The organism is Pelagibius sp. Alg239-R121 (assembly GCF_947331435.1).
GTDB lineage: Bacteria > Pseudomonadota > Alphaproteobacteria > Kiloniellales > Kiloniellaceae > Denitrobaculum.
Genome location: NZ_CAMZOF010000005.1, coordinates 351,842 through 368,584, shown reverse-complemented (window position 1 = coordinate 368,584; position 16,743 = coordinate 351,842). Strand labels below are relative to the sequence as shown.

Here is a 16,743-nt window from a genome sequence, read left to right as displayed (position 1 = left end):
AACTGCGGAATTGGAACTGCGGAATTGGCTCTGCGGAATTCACGCCGCGAATATCTAATCGACCGCCTGCATCGCCGTCGTCAGCAACTGCCGCAGCGCCGCAGTTTCGTCTCGCCCCATCGACTTCCGAAGTTCACGTTCGGCTTTCTGCCAGGCGGGGAAGGCCTGCTCGACCAGGACGCGCCCGGTTTCGGTGATTTCGACGGCGCGGCTGCGGCGGTCGGGGCCTGCATTGACCCTCAGCCATCCGGCCGTCTCCAACGGCTTCAAATTTCGCGTCAGTGTCGTGCGTTCCATGGCCAGCCGGTCGGCAAGATCGGTGATGCTCATACCGCCGCTGCGCAGAACGCTGGCCAAAAGAGAGTATTGGGTGAGCCGCAAGCCAAGTGGCTTGAGCGCCTGATCATAGGCGAGGGTCACGCGCCGGCTGGCACGCCGCAGCATTGCACAGGTGCAGTAACTGGCCCGGGGATCGTTGCCCGCGCCAAGAACAACTTCGCTTTCCTTTGGACCCACCGGGGGTTTCGCAGGAAGGCCGTCCTGTTCCAGCAGGCGCAGTGCCGTATCTCGAGCCTGCCGGCTTTCCTGAGTGCGTCCGGTCTTTCGGGTTCTCGTTCCCCGCCCTCGAGACTGCTTCTGAGCACCTGTCACTATCGTTGACCAATCAATGTATATACACTAGTGTAATTACACGAGTTTACATCGAACAACGCCGCTTGTCCATCGCCGACCCCTTAGCACTTTCGTAGCGCTGCAGGCCGTTCCCGCAATTTTTGCAATCTGGATGCCATAAATGACCTCTTCGACCTCCGAATCTGCCGGCTCTTTTTGGCGCACGCCGATCGTCGTGATTGTCATCGGCTGCCTGATCGCGATGGTCGGATTCGGCATCCGGTCGATTTTCGGACTGTTTCTGGAGCCGATGACCCTGGCAAACGGCTGGGACCGGGAGACCTTTGCGCTGGCCATGGCGATCCAAAACCTGCTTTGGGGCATCGGTGTTCCCATCGCAGGCGCGGTTGCGGACCGGTTCGGCCCCTCCAAGGTGCTCGCGTTCGGCGCGGTCGTCTACGGCCTGGGGGTCTGGGGCATGGCCTCGGCGGAGAGCGGTCTGGAACTACATCTCTTCGGCGGGCTCCTGACCGGGCTGGGCGTTGCCTTCACCGCCTTTTCCATTGCGATCGCCGCGATCGCCAAGGTCGTCGGGCCTGAGCGGCGGTCTCTCGCGCTGGGCCTGGGAACAGCAGCCGGGTCATTCGGCCAGGTCGTCTTTTCGCCTCTGGGGCAGGCCTTCATCGCCAATTTCGGCTGGCATTCCGCTTTGTTGATCCTGGCGGCCTCCGCCCTGCTGATCGTCCCCCTCGCGTTCGGGTTGCCCCACATCACGACCGGTAAAGGGGAAGCCCCGAGCGACCAGACATTGGGGAACGCACTGCGCGAGGCAAGCGAACACAAGGGTTTCGTGCTGCTGACCATTGGTTTTTTCGTCTGCGGCTTCCATGTCGCCTTCATCACAGTCCACTTTCCCGCCTATGTGCAGGACCTGGGGCTGGGCGCGGAGGTTGGTGCCTATTCCATTTCGCTGATCGGCCTGTTCAACATTGTCGGATCTTTCCTGTCCGGCGCTGCGGGACAGCGCTGGAGCAAAAAGTGCGGCCTGAGCGTGATTTACTTCGCGCGGGCCATCACCATCGGCGCTCTGTTACTGCTCCCAAAAACCGACGTCACGATCTATGCCTTCGCCGCGGTGATGGGCATTCTCTGGCTCTCGACCGTGCCGCTGACGACCGGGATCGTGGCCCAGGTTTTCGGCGTACGCTACATGGCCACTCTGTTCGGCATCGTGTTCTTCAGCCATCAGGTGGGCAGCTTTCTGGGCGTCTGGCTCGGCGGATATCTCTATGACACCATCGGAACCTACGATCCCGTCTGGTGGGCCGGAATCGTGCTGGGCTTGCTGGCGGCCGCGATTCATCTACCGATCGACGAGAACCCTCTGATCCGCAAGGCGCCGGCTCCCGCACAGTAAAATCAAGAGGGGTGACAGGCTGGTTCGATTGCGCTAAGAATCCCTCGCGCCGATTTGTCTCAGCTTGCGGGCGCTGAAGAAATGCAGCTAAACCGAGGGGCAAAACCCGCCCTTTTTCAGCCGACATTCCTTTCCCCGCAAAACCTCTGTTCAAGAGCTGTGTCTTTTGGCGCGATCGTAAACCGAGAGCCCGAGAGCAGCCATGAATGCGCCGAACATTTCGATCCCTCCATCGCCCCTCAATCCTGGCCATAAGCCCGAATCCGGATTAACCGAGAATGGCCAAGGGCTGGACGACGTCGCCCTGCTTTTCCCGGAGATGGAGGTCTTTCACGACCTGCGTATTTCGGGCGACGAAGACTGGCACCTTCTGTCGGCCGTCACGAATAGACTGGGAGGCCAGGGCGCAAGGATTGTGAGCCTGTCTCTGCGCAAAGGCGACGGCAGTCAAACCTGTATCAAGTGCCGGCTTGCCGGCCTGACGTCAAAACGGGTCAACGAGCTCGTCGGTCAGCTCGCACAGGAGGAACGAATCACTTCGGCCCGCGTCGAGCATGTGATTCTGAAGTCCTAGTGTGAATTCCAGTGGTGATAGTGGAGTCACCGGTACGCAAGCCGCCGGGTTGCCATCCAAATTGGAGTGGTTTGACGTGCTGGCTTCGTCGGGTAGGACCGCAGGATCGCTCAGCTCGTTCAAACGTACGGACTCTGCCGTGATCTTGGGTCTCTGAGGAGGCTTCGATCCATCACCGTCATTCATCCTCATCTCCCACGTCATCAAGTTAAAATAGCGCTCGCCTGAACAGTAATCCGGCATCGCAGTTCTGCGAAGCGCTTAGTGGCTCAGTGCCGGGAGGCAGTGTCCTCGTCGATCAACATCCGGGTCAGCCAGCCGGTCAGTTCCGCCTTGATTCCAGCATCGATCCGGCCTTCGAAACCGGCCTCGCCCGCCTTGACGGGTTTGAGATTGTGGCTGACCTCGGGCGCGATGAAGGCGGCACTGCCGTCATCCTTGCTCTGCAAAACCGCCGCCAGCGGCTGAAAGTCGCGTTCGGGCGAAACCTGCTGGTCCCGGCCACCGGCCAGCAGAAGCGCCGGTCCGGCGTAACCCTCCAGCGCTTTCGCCGGGTCAAGCTGCAGCAGCGGTTGAAAGTACAAACCGAGGTAACTGGGATAAAGCGCCTGTAGGCCCGCGGGGACATCATCCGGCACTTCGCCCGTGGCCAGGATCGCCGCCCGAATACGCTGATCCTCGGCCAGGAAGAAAGTCCGTTGCCGCGCCGTAGCGCCCTGGCGATCCAGCAGCCCGTTCAGTTGATCTCGCAGCACCGCGCCAAAGGGGCGCCCCGGTGTTGCCAGCAAAACCAGGGCGCGGGGTGAGACTTTGCGGCGTTGGGATATTTCCAGAGCGATGAGACCGCCTTCGCTATGGCCGGCGACACCAACCCGCTCGCCATCGATCTCCAGATCCGATGCCAGCCAGCGGTAACCCATCTCGGCATCGGCAACAAAATTCTCCCACGCCATGAAAGTCCGCAGTTCGGCGGGGCCCTGGGGTAGATCCTTGGCATTGGCATGCAGGCCGCGTTTATCGAAACGAAGCGAGGCGATGCCCTCTTCCGCAAGGTCGCGGGCTATCTGGCGCAGTAGATTTGTCCTGATCTCCGGCAGCTGATTACCGTCCCGGTCGGTCGGTCCGCTTCCCTGCAACAGCAGCATTGCCGGGAAAGGCGCCTCGTCCTCATCCTCAGGCAGGGTCAAAAGGCCGGCAAGCATGGCATCGCCTGCGCCCTTGAACATGACAAAGCGCTCGACCGGGCTCGCGGAAACTGCGAAGGATCCGGACAAGGTGAAAAACAAAACAGACCAGAGAACGGCCAGAAACCGGCGCATTTAGAACCCTACGGAAACAACAAGAAAGCGAGCAGAGAGATTCGCGGCCCACCCGGGAGACGCGGCGGCACGCCTTCGGCAACGGGGCTTAACACACTGATTTAGGGAGAAACTTCTCAGTCGCAATAGATAAAATGCACGATTGCCAAAGATAATTTACACGCGGACTGGTTGCAGCGTCTTCTCATGCGCATAGCGGTCACGGTTTTAATGTTCAATGGCGGGAAACCGCTCTAGGGCCAACTCCCGCGTAAAATTCGGTGTTATCTTCTGACGGCGGATCAACAGGCGAAAATAGATTGCAATAAGGAGAGCATCGATATCGAGGCCAACGTCCCGATGACTCACCCCTCGTGCGTCAGAGGGTGAGTCGTCGCTTGACCGGATCCGCCAAGATCGAGCGCAGTTTATGAATTCCCAACCTAGGTTGAGGGCTCCTATTCCTTGATGGCCTTGATCGTAATTTGGGCGACAAGATTATGAGTTCTGGGAACCACGTTCTGAACAGCGTCGCTTCGTCAGTCCAATTCTGGCAGAGGCACGATGCATCAGCACCGCTCCTGACTTCTTGCAAGAAAACATGATTTTGTCGTCAAGGTCGTCAAGGAATAGGAGTTCCAACCTAGGCTTCCATCTTCTGCGTCTCGGTTTCGAGCGCCTTGAAAGGTGCCGGCAAGCTGGCTTCAGCCTCGTGCATGTAATCGCGGGTCAAGGGCGCGGCGAGACACTCCTTCGAAAGCTGCACCTGCAGCACCATCGATGATCCCCTGCGGAAGGCCATCTCGGCGGAAATCAGATAGAATTCCCACATGCGGCAGAAGCGTTCATCATAGATCCCGGCAATTTCCTGCCGGTTGACCTCGAAGCGGTCCCGCCAGGCCTTTAGCGTGTCGGCATAGTGCATCCGCAAAACTTCGACATCCGTGACCCAGAGATAAGCCCGCTCAGTCGCGGCACAGACCTCTGACAGGGAAGGCGAATACCCGCCGGGGAAGATGTATTTGCGGATCCAGGGACCGGTCGTGCCCGGCGGCGACATATGCCCGATCGAATGGATCAGCGCCATGCCGTCGTCCGCCATCAGCAACTTCACCTTGGTAAAGAATTCGTCATAGTGGCCGACGCCGACATGCTCGAACATGCCGACCGAGACGATGCGGTCGTAGGGACCGTCAAGGTCGCGGTAGTCGCGCAACTCGAACTTCACCCGGTGATCCAGGCCCAGTTCCTTTGCACGCGCCTGCGCGACCTCCAACTGTTCCTTGGAAAGTGTCACGCCGGTCACCTCGACCTCGGCAAGACTGGCGAGATAAAGCGCCATGCCACCCCAGCCGCAGCCGATGTCGAGCACCTTCTGGCCATCCTCAAGCCTCAGCTTGGCAGCGATGTGACGCTTCTTGTTGGCCTGCGCCTCTTCCAGAGTATCCTCTGGCGTGCGGAAGTAAGCGCAGGAATACTGTAGGTCTTCATCCAGGAAGAGCTCGTAGAGCCGGCGCGAAAGGTCGTAGTGATGGGCGACGTTTTTCTGCGCTTTCTTGGCCGGATTGTGCTGCTGAAGCGTCCGGAAAGCCTTCCAGACCTTGCGTAGAACATTCTGCAGCGGATAACTGCCCAGGCTGTGCCGGTTCTTTCCAAAGAGAGTCAGAAGATCATAGACCCCACTGTCTTCAAAGGTCAGGGTCCCGTCGGTGTAGGCTTCACCGGTGTGCAGCTCCGGATTCTTGAAAATCTTGAAGGCCAGCGATTTGTCGTGAAAGCGCAGGGTCACAACGGGTTCGGTCTCGTCACCGAAACTATAGAACTTGCCGTCGGCGTCGTAGATACGCAGCGTGCCGGTGCGAATGAACTTTTTCAGCATATGAGACAGCAAAAACACGGCGATCGGCCCCCGGACAAAACGGATTCAATAAAGAGCCGCTAGATTAACGACTTCGCGGGTCTCTGCAAACGGATTGGGAATCGAAGTGAATTGCCGTTGTCCCTAGGAGACTATAACGTCACTCTATCGTGTAAGCTTTGGGCGAACACGCAGCTCATGAGCCTCGGTTCAACCAAGATTATTGCGCGGATATGTTCATTTACTTTTTTGGCCCTTCTATCATCGGGTTCCTTGTTGGACTGGTCCTAGCCGTCAACCATCGCGAAAACAGAAGTAAGTGTCTTAAAGCGGCTAAAAGGGAGTTGGCGGAGCTGATTAAAGGCAAAGAAAGCGAACTTCCAAGCCTTGCCGATGAGATTATCGAAATCTTTGAGCGTCACGATCATCAGCTTATCGAAAGATCACACACGGAAATCGCTTTCCGATATCCACCGCTGTTCGACGGCTGGGTCGCCCTGGGCGCCTATTGGGCGGCGATGGCGATGATGTCGTTGGGCGGAGTCGTTGCAGCCTATTTATCGGCCCTTCTTTTTTGTGGCTTCAATCAGAGAATCACGATGAGGCTGTATTAGCATCTCATCTTGGTATTACATCGCCCGGCGCAATGCCCCTATGCCTCAGCCTTCGCGAGACCGGGGTAGTAACAAAAACCGTACCATCCGGCTAACGCCTTGAGCTCTTCGAAGCCAAAGGCATCACGGAGATCGTTTCCGAGCAGCAGTTCCAGCAGTCTGGATCTTTCCGTATCCGAAAGGCTATGAAGGCCAAGTGCCTCAATATGCGTTTGCGAAGTCCCCTGCCGGGCAGCCGGATCAGGTACCGTACCCTGGTCCAGGAAAGCCAGGCATTCGTATAGTGCGTCTTCGCTCTCTATCACGCGTTCCAGCAGTGCCGGCCACTTCTCAGCCAGGACCAGCAGGCGTGCAAGCCGATCAACATCCCGGCCGCCCAGACTGCCGGAAGCCGTGAGATAGGTCTGCAGGCGGAAGCCGTTGATGAAGCGCTTCAGGCGCCGCGGGTTCTGAAAATGCCGGCTGCCGTAGTAGGTGGCGACCTGGATCACCAGAGAAGAGTCCCGAATCTGATCTTCGGGACGGAAGGCACTCATCGCACCGGCGGTCTCGAGTACGGATCTCACGATACCTTTTTCCGCGTCTTCCGGGAGTTTGGTCGTTCCGTCCTTCTGGAGATCGGGTTTGGCAACGCTTACCTGGGCGGTCGCCGGTAAATCGGGCTGCATGGCGGTGGCAATCAGCTGTCCGATCTCTTCGGGACCATAGTCGGGCAGGCTGAGCCTGGCCTGGATGATCTTTTCAAGAAACTTATAACCGCTGCCATGTTCCAGCCTGCCGTTACCGCTATCGACCGACTGCGCCAGTTCCTGTCTTTCCTTCTCGATCACATTGGCCACGATGTTCAGGTCCATCCCCAGAACGAAGATGCAGCTCTTTGAGACATCGGCAAGCTGAAGAGCCTCGACAATTTCACCCAGAACAGGGCCTTTACAGCGGTCCAGGTCGTCGACGAACACAACAACCTTCATGTTTGAAGGTACCGCGGCTGTCAGCCGCCGCATCTCATCCTCGAATTGGGACAATGTTCCAATCTTGTCCTTGAAGTCGGTCTTCTCAAGATAGTCCAGCAGGTTCAGTCCCAGCTTGTTCGCAAAACCGATGTAAAGCGCCGCAACACCGAGCAGAGCAGCTAGGCTAAGGGCCAGGTACCCCAGCCATCCCGCTATACCTGCAGAGTCAGATGAAGCCAGGGCGGTTAAAATGGCATTGAGAAGTGCGTAGTCTTTCTTGAGCGCCTCGAAAATGACCGGCCAGTCCAGAAAGAACATCAATCCCATGAGCAGCACGAACAGCACAGCGACAAAGACCCGAACCCCCAGGCCGAAATCCGCATTGCGCTTGATTTTTGCGATCAGCCGTGTGAGCCAGAACTGAAATCGCTGACCGGGCGTCAAGTTGTCCCGGATACAGCGCGCGACGTTGCCGACGAAAGCCGCCCAAACCTGTTCGGCCTCGCTGTACTTCCAGGGATTGAAGCGCGTAGTGGCAACGCGCATGCCGGTGCTTTGCGCCGTCTTGCGCAACTGGTCCTCGATCATGTTCATGAATGAGGTCTTGCCGCGCCCCCAGGGCGCATTGATCGCCAGCGCAAGCGGCGCACGGGTCTGTTCTGCTAAAAGAAAGCGCGCGACGGCCTCTACGTAGGGCTTAAATCCCAAGCGATCACCATCAATGGACTCCAGCGCCCGGTCGCTCAGCGCGACAGGTTTCGCGGTGAGGCCTTCTGTGTCTGTTTGCCCTGGTGTTTCTTCCTCATCCTGCTGGCCGCTGACAGAGTCTGACTTTTCTACTTCAGCTTCTTCGGCTTCGGAAGCGGATACCCCGGCTCGCTTTGCTTCGAAACTGTCGACAATATCCGGCTTCTCTCCGAAAAATGTGGCCTCAGTATCGGCTTCAGCGAACGACTCTGTTCCACGGGCACCCGTGTTTTCCAATTCCTGCTGAGAACGAAGCGCCTTGAGAGTACTCGGTCCCATAACGCCGTCAGCAAAAACTTGATGCCCTAACTTGGTCAATTGTTCTTGAAGATTGCGAACAGAGTCCGACCGGTCGAAGTCCGTACCAAACTTCCTTTGAGCCCAGGCCATAACCTGATCGCCGAGCATCCCGGTTCCCCTATCGGCAAACTTCGAAGCCGGTCCTGTTTGATCGGAATTGTCCACGGCACGCCCTCCCCATGGAATCCGCCCACTTGGCCCCATGCTTTTGGAAGTACCAGCATGGGCAGACGCTCGTCAAAAGGCGATTATAGCTCAGGGCTGGAGAAAAACGAAAAGCTGCCTGCGCAAGAAAATTCTACTTCGCCCGTTCGCCCTGCCCGTTCAACTTGGCGACGATATCAACCATCTCCGAAATGTTCTTTTCTTCATATCCCATGGTCTTGCCCAGCTTCAGAAGTTGCAGGGCCCCGTCCGACATGAAGGTCGCTGCGTCGTTGCGTGTCGCGAGGCGCTGATAGTAGCTGATATCTTTCAGGCAGTTGGACAACGCAAACTGATGGGCGTCAGGGTCGCCGTCGCAGACATATTTCGAGTAGTTCTGAAAATTGCCGCAGTTCATACCGGAATTGCTCACGATTTCGCGGAAGGTTTCCGGGGCCACGCCGATCTTTGATATCATCGAATAGCACTCGGACCAGATCGCCGCGTAGCCGATGGCAATCAGATTGTTGATCAGCTTGGTCGCATGGGCCGAACCGACCGGACCCTTTGCAGGAATGACAACGCTGGCCCAGGTCGACAGCAGCGGGGTCCACTGTTCAACCAGTTCCTCCGGCCCGCCGACATAGGTGGTCAGTTCACCGTCCCAGGCATGCGCAGGTGTCCGCGACAAGGGGGCATCAAAGAAAGTGATCCCCCGTGCGCCGAGTTCCGCATACAGGCGTTCGGTCAGATCCGGTTCGGACGTCGAGGTATCAATGATCGTCAGACCCTCACGCGCGCCAGCCAGAATACCGTCATCACGCCGCAGAAGATCCTCGACCTGGGGCGCCCCCGTCACGCAGAGCACGATCACGTCCGCCTGCTCGGCCATCCCTTTCGGCGTTGACACTTCACTGGCGCCACGGCCGATTAAATCGTCGACGGCCTCGCGCTTTCGGTGCGCCATAACCCGAAGAGGATAACCCTTTTCAACGACATTCTTGGCCATACCCCAGCCCATCAGGCCAACTCCGATAAAACCAACAACAGGTTTATCTGACATTGCGCGCTCCCATTTTTCAAAGATTTAGCGGTCTTCCTACAACAGCAGCCGCTTTAGGCAAAGAGGGGAACCCGCAGCAACCGCCGCGGATCGCAACAACGTGACACTTCTGCGACCCGCGGGCGTTTCTTCAGTCGTCGCGGAAGGTGCGCGCGAAGCTATCAAGCAAAGGCTTCATCAAATAGGAAATGACCTGCCGTTCGCCCGTTTTAATCAAGATCTCGGCGGGCATGCCGGGCACCAGTTTAAGATCACTGATCTTGCTCAGTTCGGCCTTGGGAATCGAAATCTGCGTCCGATAGAAAGAACTTTCGTTAGCTTCATCGTAAACACTGTCCGCAGAAATGTTGCGAACCTTGCCATTGATTTCCGGCGTCGTGTCCTGATTAAAGGCGGTCAGCCGGATGGTTGCATCCAGTCCCGCGCTGACCCGGTCGACGTCTGATGGCGGCACCTGTGCCATCAGCACTAGTTCATCGTCGGACGGGATGATGTTCATGATCGGCTCACCGGCGATGATGACGCCGCCCTTGGTGTGAACGCGCAAGTCCAGAATCCGGCCCGACTGCGGTGCGCGGATCTCTCCGCGTTCCATGCGGTCCTCGGCGGCGGCCCGCTGTTCAATCAGGGTATAGAGCTGAGCCTGAATCGTCGTGAGATCTCGGCTGACCTGCTCACGGAAGTCTTTATCGGCGCGGGCGATCTGCGCTTCGGCTTCATGGATCTGAGCCTTCAGACTCGCGATCTGCGCCCGTCCGCCGGCCCGCTGGCCCTCCAGACGCGCGATGCTCCGTTGCAGCTCCAGAACCCGGGTCACCGGAACCAGTTCTTTCTTCCGCAAGCGCTCCAAAACGATCAACTCGTTGCGTGACAACTCCAACTCCTTGGCAACGGAACCGCCTTGCTGCTTCAGGCCTTTGATCTGCTCGCTGAAAGCGGCAATCCGCTGACGCACGGACGCTGCTTCTGCGGCCCGCGCTTCACCCCGCGCAGCGAAAAGCTGATCCTGTGCCGACATCATCTCGGCCACTTCGGCTTCCGCCCGGCGCTCGGCAAGCTGCCGCGGATATTCAATCGTGTCCCTACCGGTCAACTCGGCAGTCAAGCGCGCCCGCTGCGCGGTCAGGTCGCTCTGCTGATTGACAACAATGGAGAGATTGGCCTGACTCAAGGTGTCGTCGAGACGCATCAGCAGTTGCCCGGCTTCTGCGTAATCGCCTTCCTTCACGAAGATTTTCCCAACGATCCCGCCCTCCAGATGCTGGACCGTCTTGCGGTTGCTTTCGACCGCCACCATACCAGGCGCGACCACCGCACCGTCGATCTTGGTTCCGATGGTCCAGCCTGCAATGCCGCCGAACATCAAGACGACGACAAGCAGTCCGAAAACAATCTGACCGGACATTCGGTCGGCCTGTACCGCCTTCACCGGCGGTTGGCCCGTTTTGAGTTCCGTGGTGAGCTGATTCATGACGCTCTCCTTTGCTGAGAAACAATTCTGGGTCCGCCGAGGGCGTTACCGCTTTTGACAGTCTTGCTGTCGCCGGCCGCACGATCGGCGAGTGCAGCGAAGACCTGAGCTTTGGGTCCGAAGGCCGCGACTTTTCCGCCATCGAGCACCAGGACCTTATCGGCTTGTGTGACGGCCGAGGGGCGATGCGCAATGACGACAACCGTCTGCCCGCGCTCCTTCATGCGTTTGATTGTCTGACTGAGCGCTTCCTCGCCAACCGCGTCGAGGCTGGCATTTGGCTCGTCCAGAACGACGAGTGCAGGATCGCCGAAAAGCGCGCGCGCCAGAGCGATCCGCTGCCGCTGGCCGCCGGAAAGGAGCCGGCCACCGGTTCCAACCATCGTGTTGTAACCGTCTGGAAGGCCCAGGATCATCTCATGGGCGCCGGCATTCATGGCAGCCGCCACGACACTGCTGTCGTCGGCTTCTTCGCTGAAGCGGGAGATGTTCTCCTGAACCGTACCGTTGAACAGCTCGACGTCCTGCGGCAGGTAACCGATATAGTGTCCCAACTGCTCCCGGTCCCATTGCCAAAGATCGGCGCTGTCCAAACGAACATGCCCGTGATCCGGTGGCCAGGCGCCGACCAGCAGGCGGGCAAGCGTCGATTTACCCGATGCACTCGGCCCGATGACGGCTAGGGCTTCACCGGCGTTGAGGTGGAACGAGATATTGGAGAGGATCAGAACGTTTCCATCTTTACCCGGAATCCCCGCGAACATTTTTTCAACGCTCAGCTTACCTTTCGGTGCAGGTAGCTGCGTGCGCTGTTCAACAGCAGGGATTTCGTTCAAAAGTTCTTTGGTCCTACGGTAGGCGCCGCGCGCGGCGATAAAGTGACGCCAGGAACCAATCGCCTGTTCAACCGGGGCCAGTCCACGCCCCATGATCAGAGAGGCCGCAATCATGCTGCCAGGGCTGATTTCTCCATTGATGGCAAGATAGGCGCCCGTGCCCAGGATCGCCGACTGCAGCATCAAGCGGAAGGTCCGCGACATGGAAGAGAGACTCGCCGAACGGTCGCTCGCCTTGCTCTGCAGTTGCAACGCCGAATGCTGCAATTTCTGCCAGCGGCGATAGATGCCCGGAAGCATATGCATGGAGGAAAGGACCTCTGCATTGCTGCGGCCGTCCGCGACGATTTCATTGCTTTCCGCGAGCACGCGCGTCGCCTTTGCAAGATTGCTTCGGGTCACAAACTCGTTGATCACGGCGAGCAACATCAGCAGGACAGCGCCACCGGTGGCAACCCAACCGAGCAGCGGATCCAGCAAGAATACGACACCGATGTAGATGGGTGTCCAAGGTGCATCGAACAGCGTACTGGGTCCGGTACCGGAGAGGAACTCGCGCAGGGTCTGAAGATCTCTGACACCGTCCTGCCCCCTGGTGCCGCGCAAAGCCGATTTTTTGATCTGGGCTTCGAAGACACGCTCGCTGAGCCTCAGGTTAATGCGGCTGCCGACCCGCACGAGAATCTTGGAGCGCACGGCCGAGAGCAATCCCATGATCACGAACAGGCCGGCAATTAGCAGAGAAAGCGATATCAACGTGTTTTCGCTCTGGCTGGTCAGCACGCGATCATAGACCAGCATCATGTAAAGCGGGCCGGTCAGCATGAGGAGGTTGATGACCAGACTGAAAACACCGGTCATGAAAAATCCGCTGCTGCAGCTTCGGAATGCAGCCTGGAGTTCGGAGGAACCGCGTCGGTTCTTGCTCATATCAGACCTCTGTTGCGAGGGTTTATTCAATAATCGAATGAAAGAAGATGGGCCCGGCCAAGATGCCGGGCCCATTTCATGATGCCTAGATGGCGACGTCGTCCTGGCTCAGTTCAGCTTCGGAAACGCCAACCAGCGTCACCGAGTCACCATTGCCAAGATCGATAACGACATCGTCTCCATCGTCCTCCGCCGCAGCCTGCACATCCGCGAAGGACGCGAAGCCGAAGGCGGTCAGGTCGAGTTCGTCACGGCCGGTCTCGAAGTCGAGAACCGTGTCATCCTCGGTGCCCGTCTCGAACACGAAGATGTCCGCACCGGAACCGCCTTCAAGGCGGTCGTTGCCCGTGCCACCGTTGATGATGTCATCACCCGTGCCGGCGCAAATGAAGTCGTTTCCTGCACCGCCATTGATGTTGTCATCGCCACGGCCACCTTCGAGCACGTCGTTGCCCGCGCCGCCGTTGATGTCGTCGTCACCACGGCCACCGTCGATAACGTCGTTACCGTCACCGCCTTCGACGTTATCGTCTCCACGGCCAGCATTGATGACATCGTCGCCGTCGCCACCGTCGAGCTCATCGTCGTCACGACCACCATTGATCTGATCGTTGCCGTCGCCACCATTGATAATGTCGTTGCCGCGTCCGCCATTGAGCTCATCGTCGGCAGCGCCGCCGTTGATCTCTTCGGCACCACGGCCGCCGTCCACGACAATCGGGTCGATCTCCACCGGTCCTTCACCAACAATGAAGCTCTCAGCGTTGAGATCTCCAACGTCGACGCCGATCAGAGTGATTTGATCGCCATTTCCCAGGTCGATAACCGTGTTGTCACCGTCCTGCTGAGCAGCGGCGATCACCGCATCTCCGTCAGCGAAGTTGAAGTCACTGACATCGATGAAGTCACCGGTCTCGACAAAGGTATCGAAGTCGAGAACCGTGTCCGAACCGGTACCCTGCTGGAACACGAAGGTATCGCGTCCACCACCGCCTTCGAGGCTGTCGTTGCCGGCTCCGCCATTGAGGATGTCAGCGCCGCCTTCATTGGCCACCCGATCCACCACAATGCGCAGTAGCTGCTCATTGCCGCCATTGCGGGTGAAGTCACCTTCGGTCTGATCGACGATCGTCCCGGCAGCCGTGGTTCCGCCCAGAATGTTCTGAGGCGTTCCATCGGGATTACCTTCGGAGCCGTTAAAACCGGGGTGAGACCCGACAACGCCACCTTCGGTCGTGCCTTGGTTGGCAGCCGTCTGGTTAAGGAATGCAGCCGCCACCTCGTTGTTCACCTCGGTGCCGGCGTCGAGAACGTCGTTGCCGAAGCGCTCGATGACCAACGGGCCCAGGAAGTTGCCGTTCTCGTCGAAGATCGCATCGGCGCGAGCATCGTCGGGAGAAGCAAGGAAAGCATCATTCGAAGGAATGATCATGGTTGCCCAGGTGAAGAAGCCCTGGCCGACCTGACTTGGGTCCACATCCAGAACAAAAGATGCTGTCTCGCCCGGATCGATCGGACCGGGTGCACCCGCGCCACCGATGATCGTGGCATCGACACCACCGTCACCGGCCTGTGCATTGAACTCGGCCGCAATGCCTTCGACGATACCATCTTCGGCCAAACGCTCGAGCCCCAGGCTGGCCTGTTCTCCGGCGCTGAAGAGGTCGAAGTTCTCGGCATTGTGGAAACCGAACCAGACCGGGGTCAGGAAGGTTCCACCTTCACCCAAGGTGTTGGTGACCGATACCCGGACGGCTGTTCCGGAGCCGACTTCGTCACCGCGCAGGACATCATTGCCGTCACCGCCCGAGAGTTCATCATTTCCGGCACCACCTGCGAGCAGGTTGTCTTCCGAGTTTCCGGAAAGCGAGTCATCGTTTTCCGAACCGGTCAGGTTTTCGATGCTCGTCAGGCTGTCCTGGACAGTGTTGCCGTTGACTTCATAAGAAGCCACGCCAGTTCCGTCGTCTTCCAAGGTCGCCGTCACAGCAACGCCGATGTCCTGGAAGTCAGCCGTGTCGACACCTTCACCACCGTCAAGGGCGTCGTTGCCGCCACCGCCTTGCAGAACGTCGTTGCCTTCACCACCGGAGAGGTCGTCGGCACCGCCGCGTCCTATCAGCAGATCGTCACCGTCATTGCCGCTCAGGGCGTTGTCACCACCGTCACCGAAAAGCTGATCGTCGTTCTGGGAGCCGTCGAGATTTTCGAAACCGTCGAACTGCTCGAAGACCGTCACACCAGGCGCCGGCTGATAGCTGGCCGTTCCGGCAGCAAGGTTGGCAACCACCGGAGTTCCGATGTTGATGAAGCTGTTGGTGTCAACGCCTTCGCCGCCGGAGAGGTCATCAACCCCACCACCGCCAGCGATAAAATCGTTGCCGGCACCACCGTCAATTGCGTTCGGCGCACCACCGTTAGCAATGATGGTGTCGTTGTTGGCCGAACCTTCCACGTTTTCGATGCCGGTGAAGGTATCGGTCACTGTGTTGCCGTTCACGATGTAGTCGGCGGAACCACTCCCGTCAGCATTCAAAGTGACATTAACGTCCACGCCGATGTCGCTGAAGCTGATGGTGTCGATCCCTTCGCCACCGTCGATGACATCATTGCCACCGCCGCCACGCAGCAGATCGTTTCCCTCGCCACCAAGCAGGTTGTCGCCACCGCGGCCGCCGCTCAGTTCATCGTCACCCTCCAGGCCGGAGAGTTCATTGGCTGCATCGTCACCGACGATGATGTCGGCGTCGTTGGAACCCACGACATTCTCGATGTTCGTGAGTTCGTCGGTTTCGCTCACGGCAACGATCCCCTCGGGACCGGCATCGCTTGCAATGTCGACGACCACGGCACCACCCAGTCCAACCGGCGCATTATGCAGGTGGATCGGGCTGAGCGTACCGTTGCCAATGTTGACCGGCAGCAGATCAGCCTGGTTCAGGCCGGAGACCGACAGCTCGGTCGTGTAACGAATGCTGCCGTCTTCCAAGAGCGTGAAAACGACGGAAGCTTCACCCGACGCATCTGTATCGACAGGAGCAGGTGTTTCCTGCGCACCATCCAGTGCAGCCGAGAACACAACCGTACCGAAGCCGAAGGCATCCCGATTGTCTTCCGCCAGGGCAAGTTGTCCACGCAATTCACCGCTCGGGAAGTCGCTCGTGTGGATGTTGAAATAGAGATTTCCGTCCACGCCTTCGCTGACAATCTCTGCCGGATTGATACCGCCATTGGGGTTTACCAACAGCAGGTTTTCAATGGTGGCAACGAAGCCGGTGTCGCGCACCGCTTCACCTGCCGCCAGATCGACAGATACACCGACATCGATGTCGTCAAAACGCGCGGTATCAATGCCGTCGCCGCCGTCCAGATCATCTTCACCCAGACCACCGGTCAGTTCGTCATCACCGGAGCCAGCGTCGATCACGTCGTCGCCGGATTCCCCGTCGACAACTTCGGACTGGCCTTCGGCTGATGAAACGAAATCATCGTCACCGCCACCAAGCCTGACCGTGCCGTTAACTTCACCGCCCTCGATCTCAACGTTGTCGTCGCCGGAACCAAGACGGACTTCTCCGCTGATTTCGCCTTCGGACTGTTCGAGGTTGGTCGAGCCTTCAGACTCGGTCGCATCGATCGCAACCGGCCCGCTGATGGACCCGCTGTTGAGAATGTCGGTCTCTTCGCCTGTGACTTTAACTCCGACTTCTCCGCCGGATAGCTGGCCTTCATTCGAGAGGGTTACGCCGTCACCCGTGACCTTGGCGCCGGTTTCGCCGGCTTCAACCGGACCTTCGGTGGTAACGTCAGCGTCATCGCCGGATACGAGAACGCCGATTTCATCGGCTCTGACGCGACCCACCGTAACTTCCGCTTCGTCTGCGGCAACGATGATGCCCGCCTCTTTATCGTCGTAAGCCATCAAA

At 58.5% G+C, this 16,743-nt stretch carries 11 protein-coding genes; 3 read left to right on the top strand and 8 right to left on the bottom strand.

Features of this window, described 5'->3' with window-relative positions:
- Window positions 1–54: 54 nt before the first annotated feature.
- On the bottom strand, window positions 55–651 hold the full coding sequence (locus QMZ18_RS18035) for a MarR family winged helix-turn-helix transcriptional regulator (protein WP_282607719.1): 597 nt from the start codon (window positions 649–651) through the stop codon (window positions 55–57).
- A 142-nt stretch (window positions 652–793) separates the two neighbouring features.
- Here QMZ18_RS18035 and QMZ18_RS18030 point away from each other — a divergent pair, with 142 nt between their 5' ends.
- Together QMZ18_RS18030 and QMZ18_RS18025 are read left to right on the top strand one after the other, a co-directional pair.
- Window positions 794–2,029: an MFS transporter gene (locus tag QMZ18_RS18030; RefSeq protein WP_282607718.1), complete on the top strand. Its 1,236-nt coding sequence runs from the start codon at window positions 794–796 to the stop codon at window positions 2,027–2,029.
- 202 nt (window positions 2,030–2,231) lie between these two features.
- Window positions 2,232–2,603 (top strand): hypothetical protein, encoded by a 372-nt coding sequence (locus tag QMZ18_RS18025; RefSeq protein WP_282607717.1) that lies wholly within the window; start codon window positions 2,232–2,234, stop codon window positions 2,601–2,603.
- 269 nt (window positions 2,604–2,872) lie between these two features.
- Here QMZ18_RS18025 and QMZ18_RS18020 read toward each other — a convergent pair whose 3' ends face one another.
- A complete protein-coding gene (locus QMZ18_RS18020) occupies window positions 2,873–3,922 on the bottom strand; it encodes a S9 family peptidase (protein ID WP_282607716.1) in 1,050 nt (349 codons plus the stop codon).
- Between the two features lie 622 nt (window positions 3,923–4,544).
- Window positions 4,545–5,798, bottom strand: coding sequence for a cyclopropane-fatty-acyl-phospholipid synthase family protein (locus tag QMZ18_RS18015; protein WP_282607715.1), 1,254 nt, complete (start codon window positions 5,796–5,798; stop codon window positions 4,545–4,547).
- 194 nt (window positions 5,799–5,992) lie between these two features.
- Here QMZ18_RS18015 and QMZ18_RS18010 point away from each other — a divergent pair, with 194 nt between their 5' ends.
- Window positions 5,993–6,373: a hypothetical protein gene (locus QMZ18_RS18010; RefSeq protein ID WP_282607714.1), complete on the top strand. Its 381-nt coding sequence runs from the start codon at window positions 5,993–5,995 to the stop codon at window positions 6,371–6,373.
- A 38-nt stretch (window positions 6,374–6,411) separates the two neighbouring features.
- Here the strand turns inward: QMZ18_RS18010 and QMZ18_RS18005 are convergent, their stop codons facing one another.
- From QMZ18_RS18005 to QMZ18_RS17985, 5 genes are all read right to left on the bottom strand, one after another.
- A complete protein-coding gene (locus QMZ18_RS18005; RefSeq protein WP_282607713.1) occupies window positions 6,412–8,538 on the bottom strand; it encodes a P-loop NTPase fold protein in 2,127 nt (708 codons plus the stop codon).
- Between the two features lie 133 nt (window positions 8,539–8,671).
- On the bottom strand, window positions 8,672–9,580 hold the full coding sequence (locus tag QMZ18_RS18000; RefSeq protein ID WP_282607712.1) for an NAD(P)-dependent oxidoreductase: 909 nt from the start codon (window positions 9,578–9,580) through the stop codon (window positions 8,672–8,674).
- Window positions 9,581–9,710: 130 nt separating this feature from the next.
- Complete coding sequence (locus QMZ18_RS17995; protein ID WP_282607711.1) at window positions 9,711–11,051, bottom strand: HlyD family type I secretion periplasmic adaptor subunit; 1,341 nt, start codon at window positions 11,049–11,051, stop codon at window positions 9,711–9,713.
- Window positions 11,048–12,817, bottom strand: a complete 1,770-nt coding sequence (locus QMZ18_RS17990; RefSeq protein WP_282607710.1) for a type I secretion system permease/ATPase — start codon at window positions 12,815–12,817, stop codon at window positions 11,048–11,050. The genes QMZ18_RS17995 and QMZ18_RS17990 overlap by 4 nt, the downstream gene beginning before the upstream one ends.
- Before the next feature lie 85 nt (window positions 12,818–12,902).
- The gene (locus QMZ18_RS17985) at window positions 12,903–16,739 is read right to left on the bottom strand and encodes a spondin domain-containing protein (protein ID WP_282607709.1); all 3,837 of its coding nucleotides are present in this window, start codon (window positions 16,737–16,739) and stop codon (window positions 12,903–12,905) included.
- Window positions 16,740–16,743 lie beyond the last annotated feature (4 nt).

Bases quoted from the DNA above. Each gene is read 5' to 3' on its own strand.
- QMZ18_RS17985 (WP_282607709.1), bottom strand. From the start codon at position 16,739: ATGGCTTACGACGATAAAGAGGCGGGCATCATCGTTGCCGCAGACGAA.
- QMZ18_RS18030 (WP_282607718.1), top strand. From the start codon at position 794: ATGACCTCTTCGACCTCCGAATCTGCCGGCTCTTTTTGGCGCACGCCG.
- QMZ18_RS18020 (WP_282607716.1), bottom strand. From the start codon at position 3,922: ATGCGCCGGTTTCTGGCCGTTCTCTGGTCTGTTTTGTTTTTCACCTTG.
- QMZ18_RS17990 (WP_282607710.1), bottom strand. From the start codon at position 12,817: ATGAGCAAGAACCGACGCGGTTCCTCCGAACTCCAGGCTGCATTCCGA.
- QMZ18_RS18025 (WP_282607717.1), top strand. From the start codon at position 2,232: ATGAATGCGCCGAACATTTCGATCCCTCCATCGCCCCTCAATCCTGGC.
- QMZ18_RS18010 (WP_282607714.1), top strand. From the start codon at position 5,993: ATGTTCATTTACTTTTTTGGCCCTTCTATCATCGGGTTCCTTGTTGGA.
- QMZ18_RS18000 (WP_282607712.1), bottom strand. From the start codon at position 9,580: ATGTCAGATAAACCTGTTGTTGGTTTTATCGGAGTTGGCCTGATGGGC.
- QMZ18_RS17995 (WP_282607711.1), bottom strand. From the start codon at position 11,051: ATGAATCAGCTCACCACGGAACTCAAAACGGGCCAACCGCCGGTGAAG.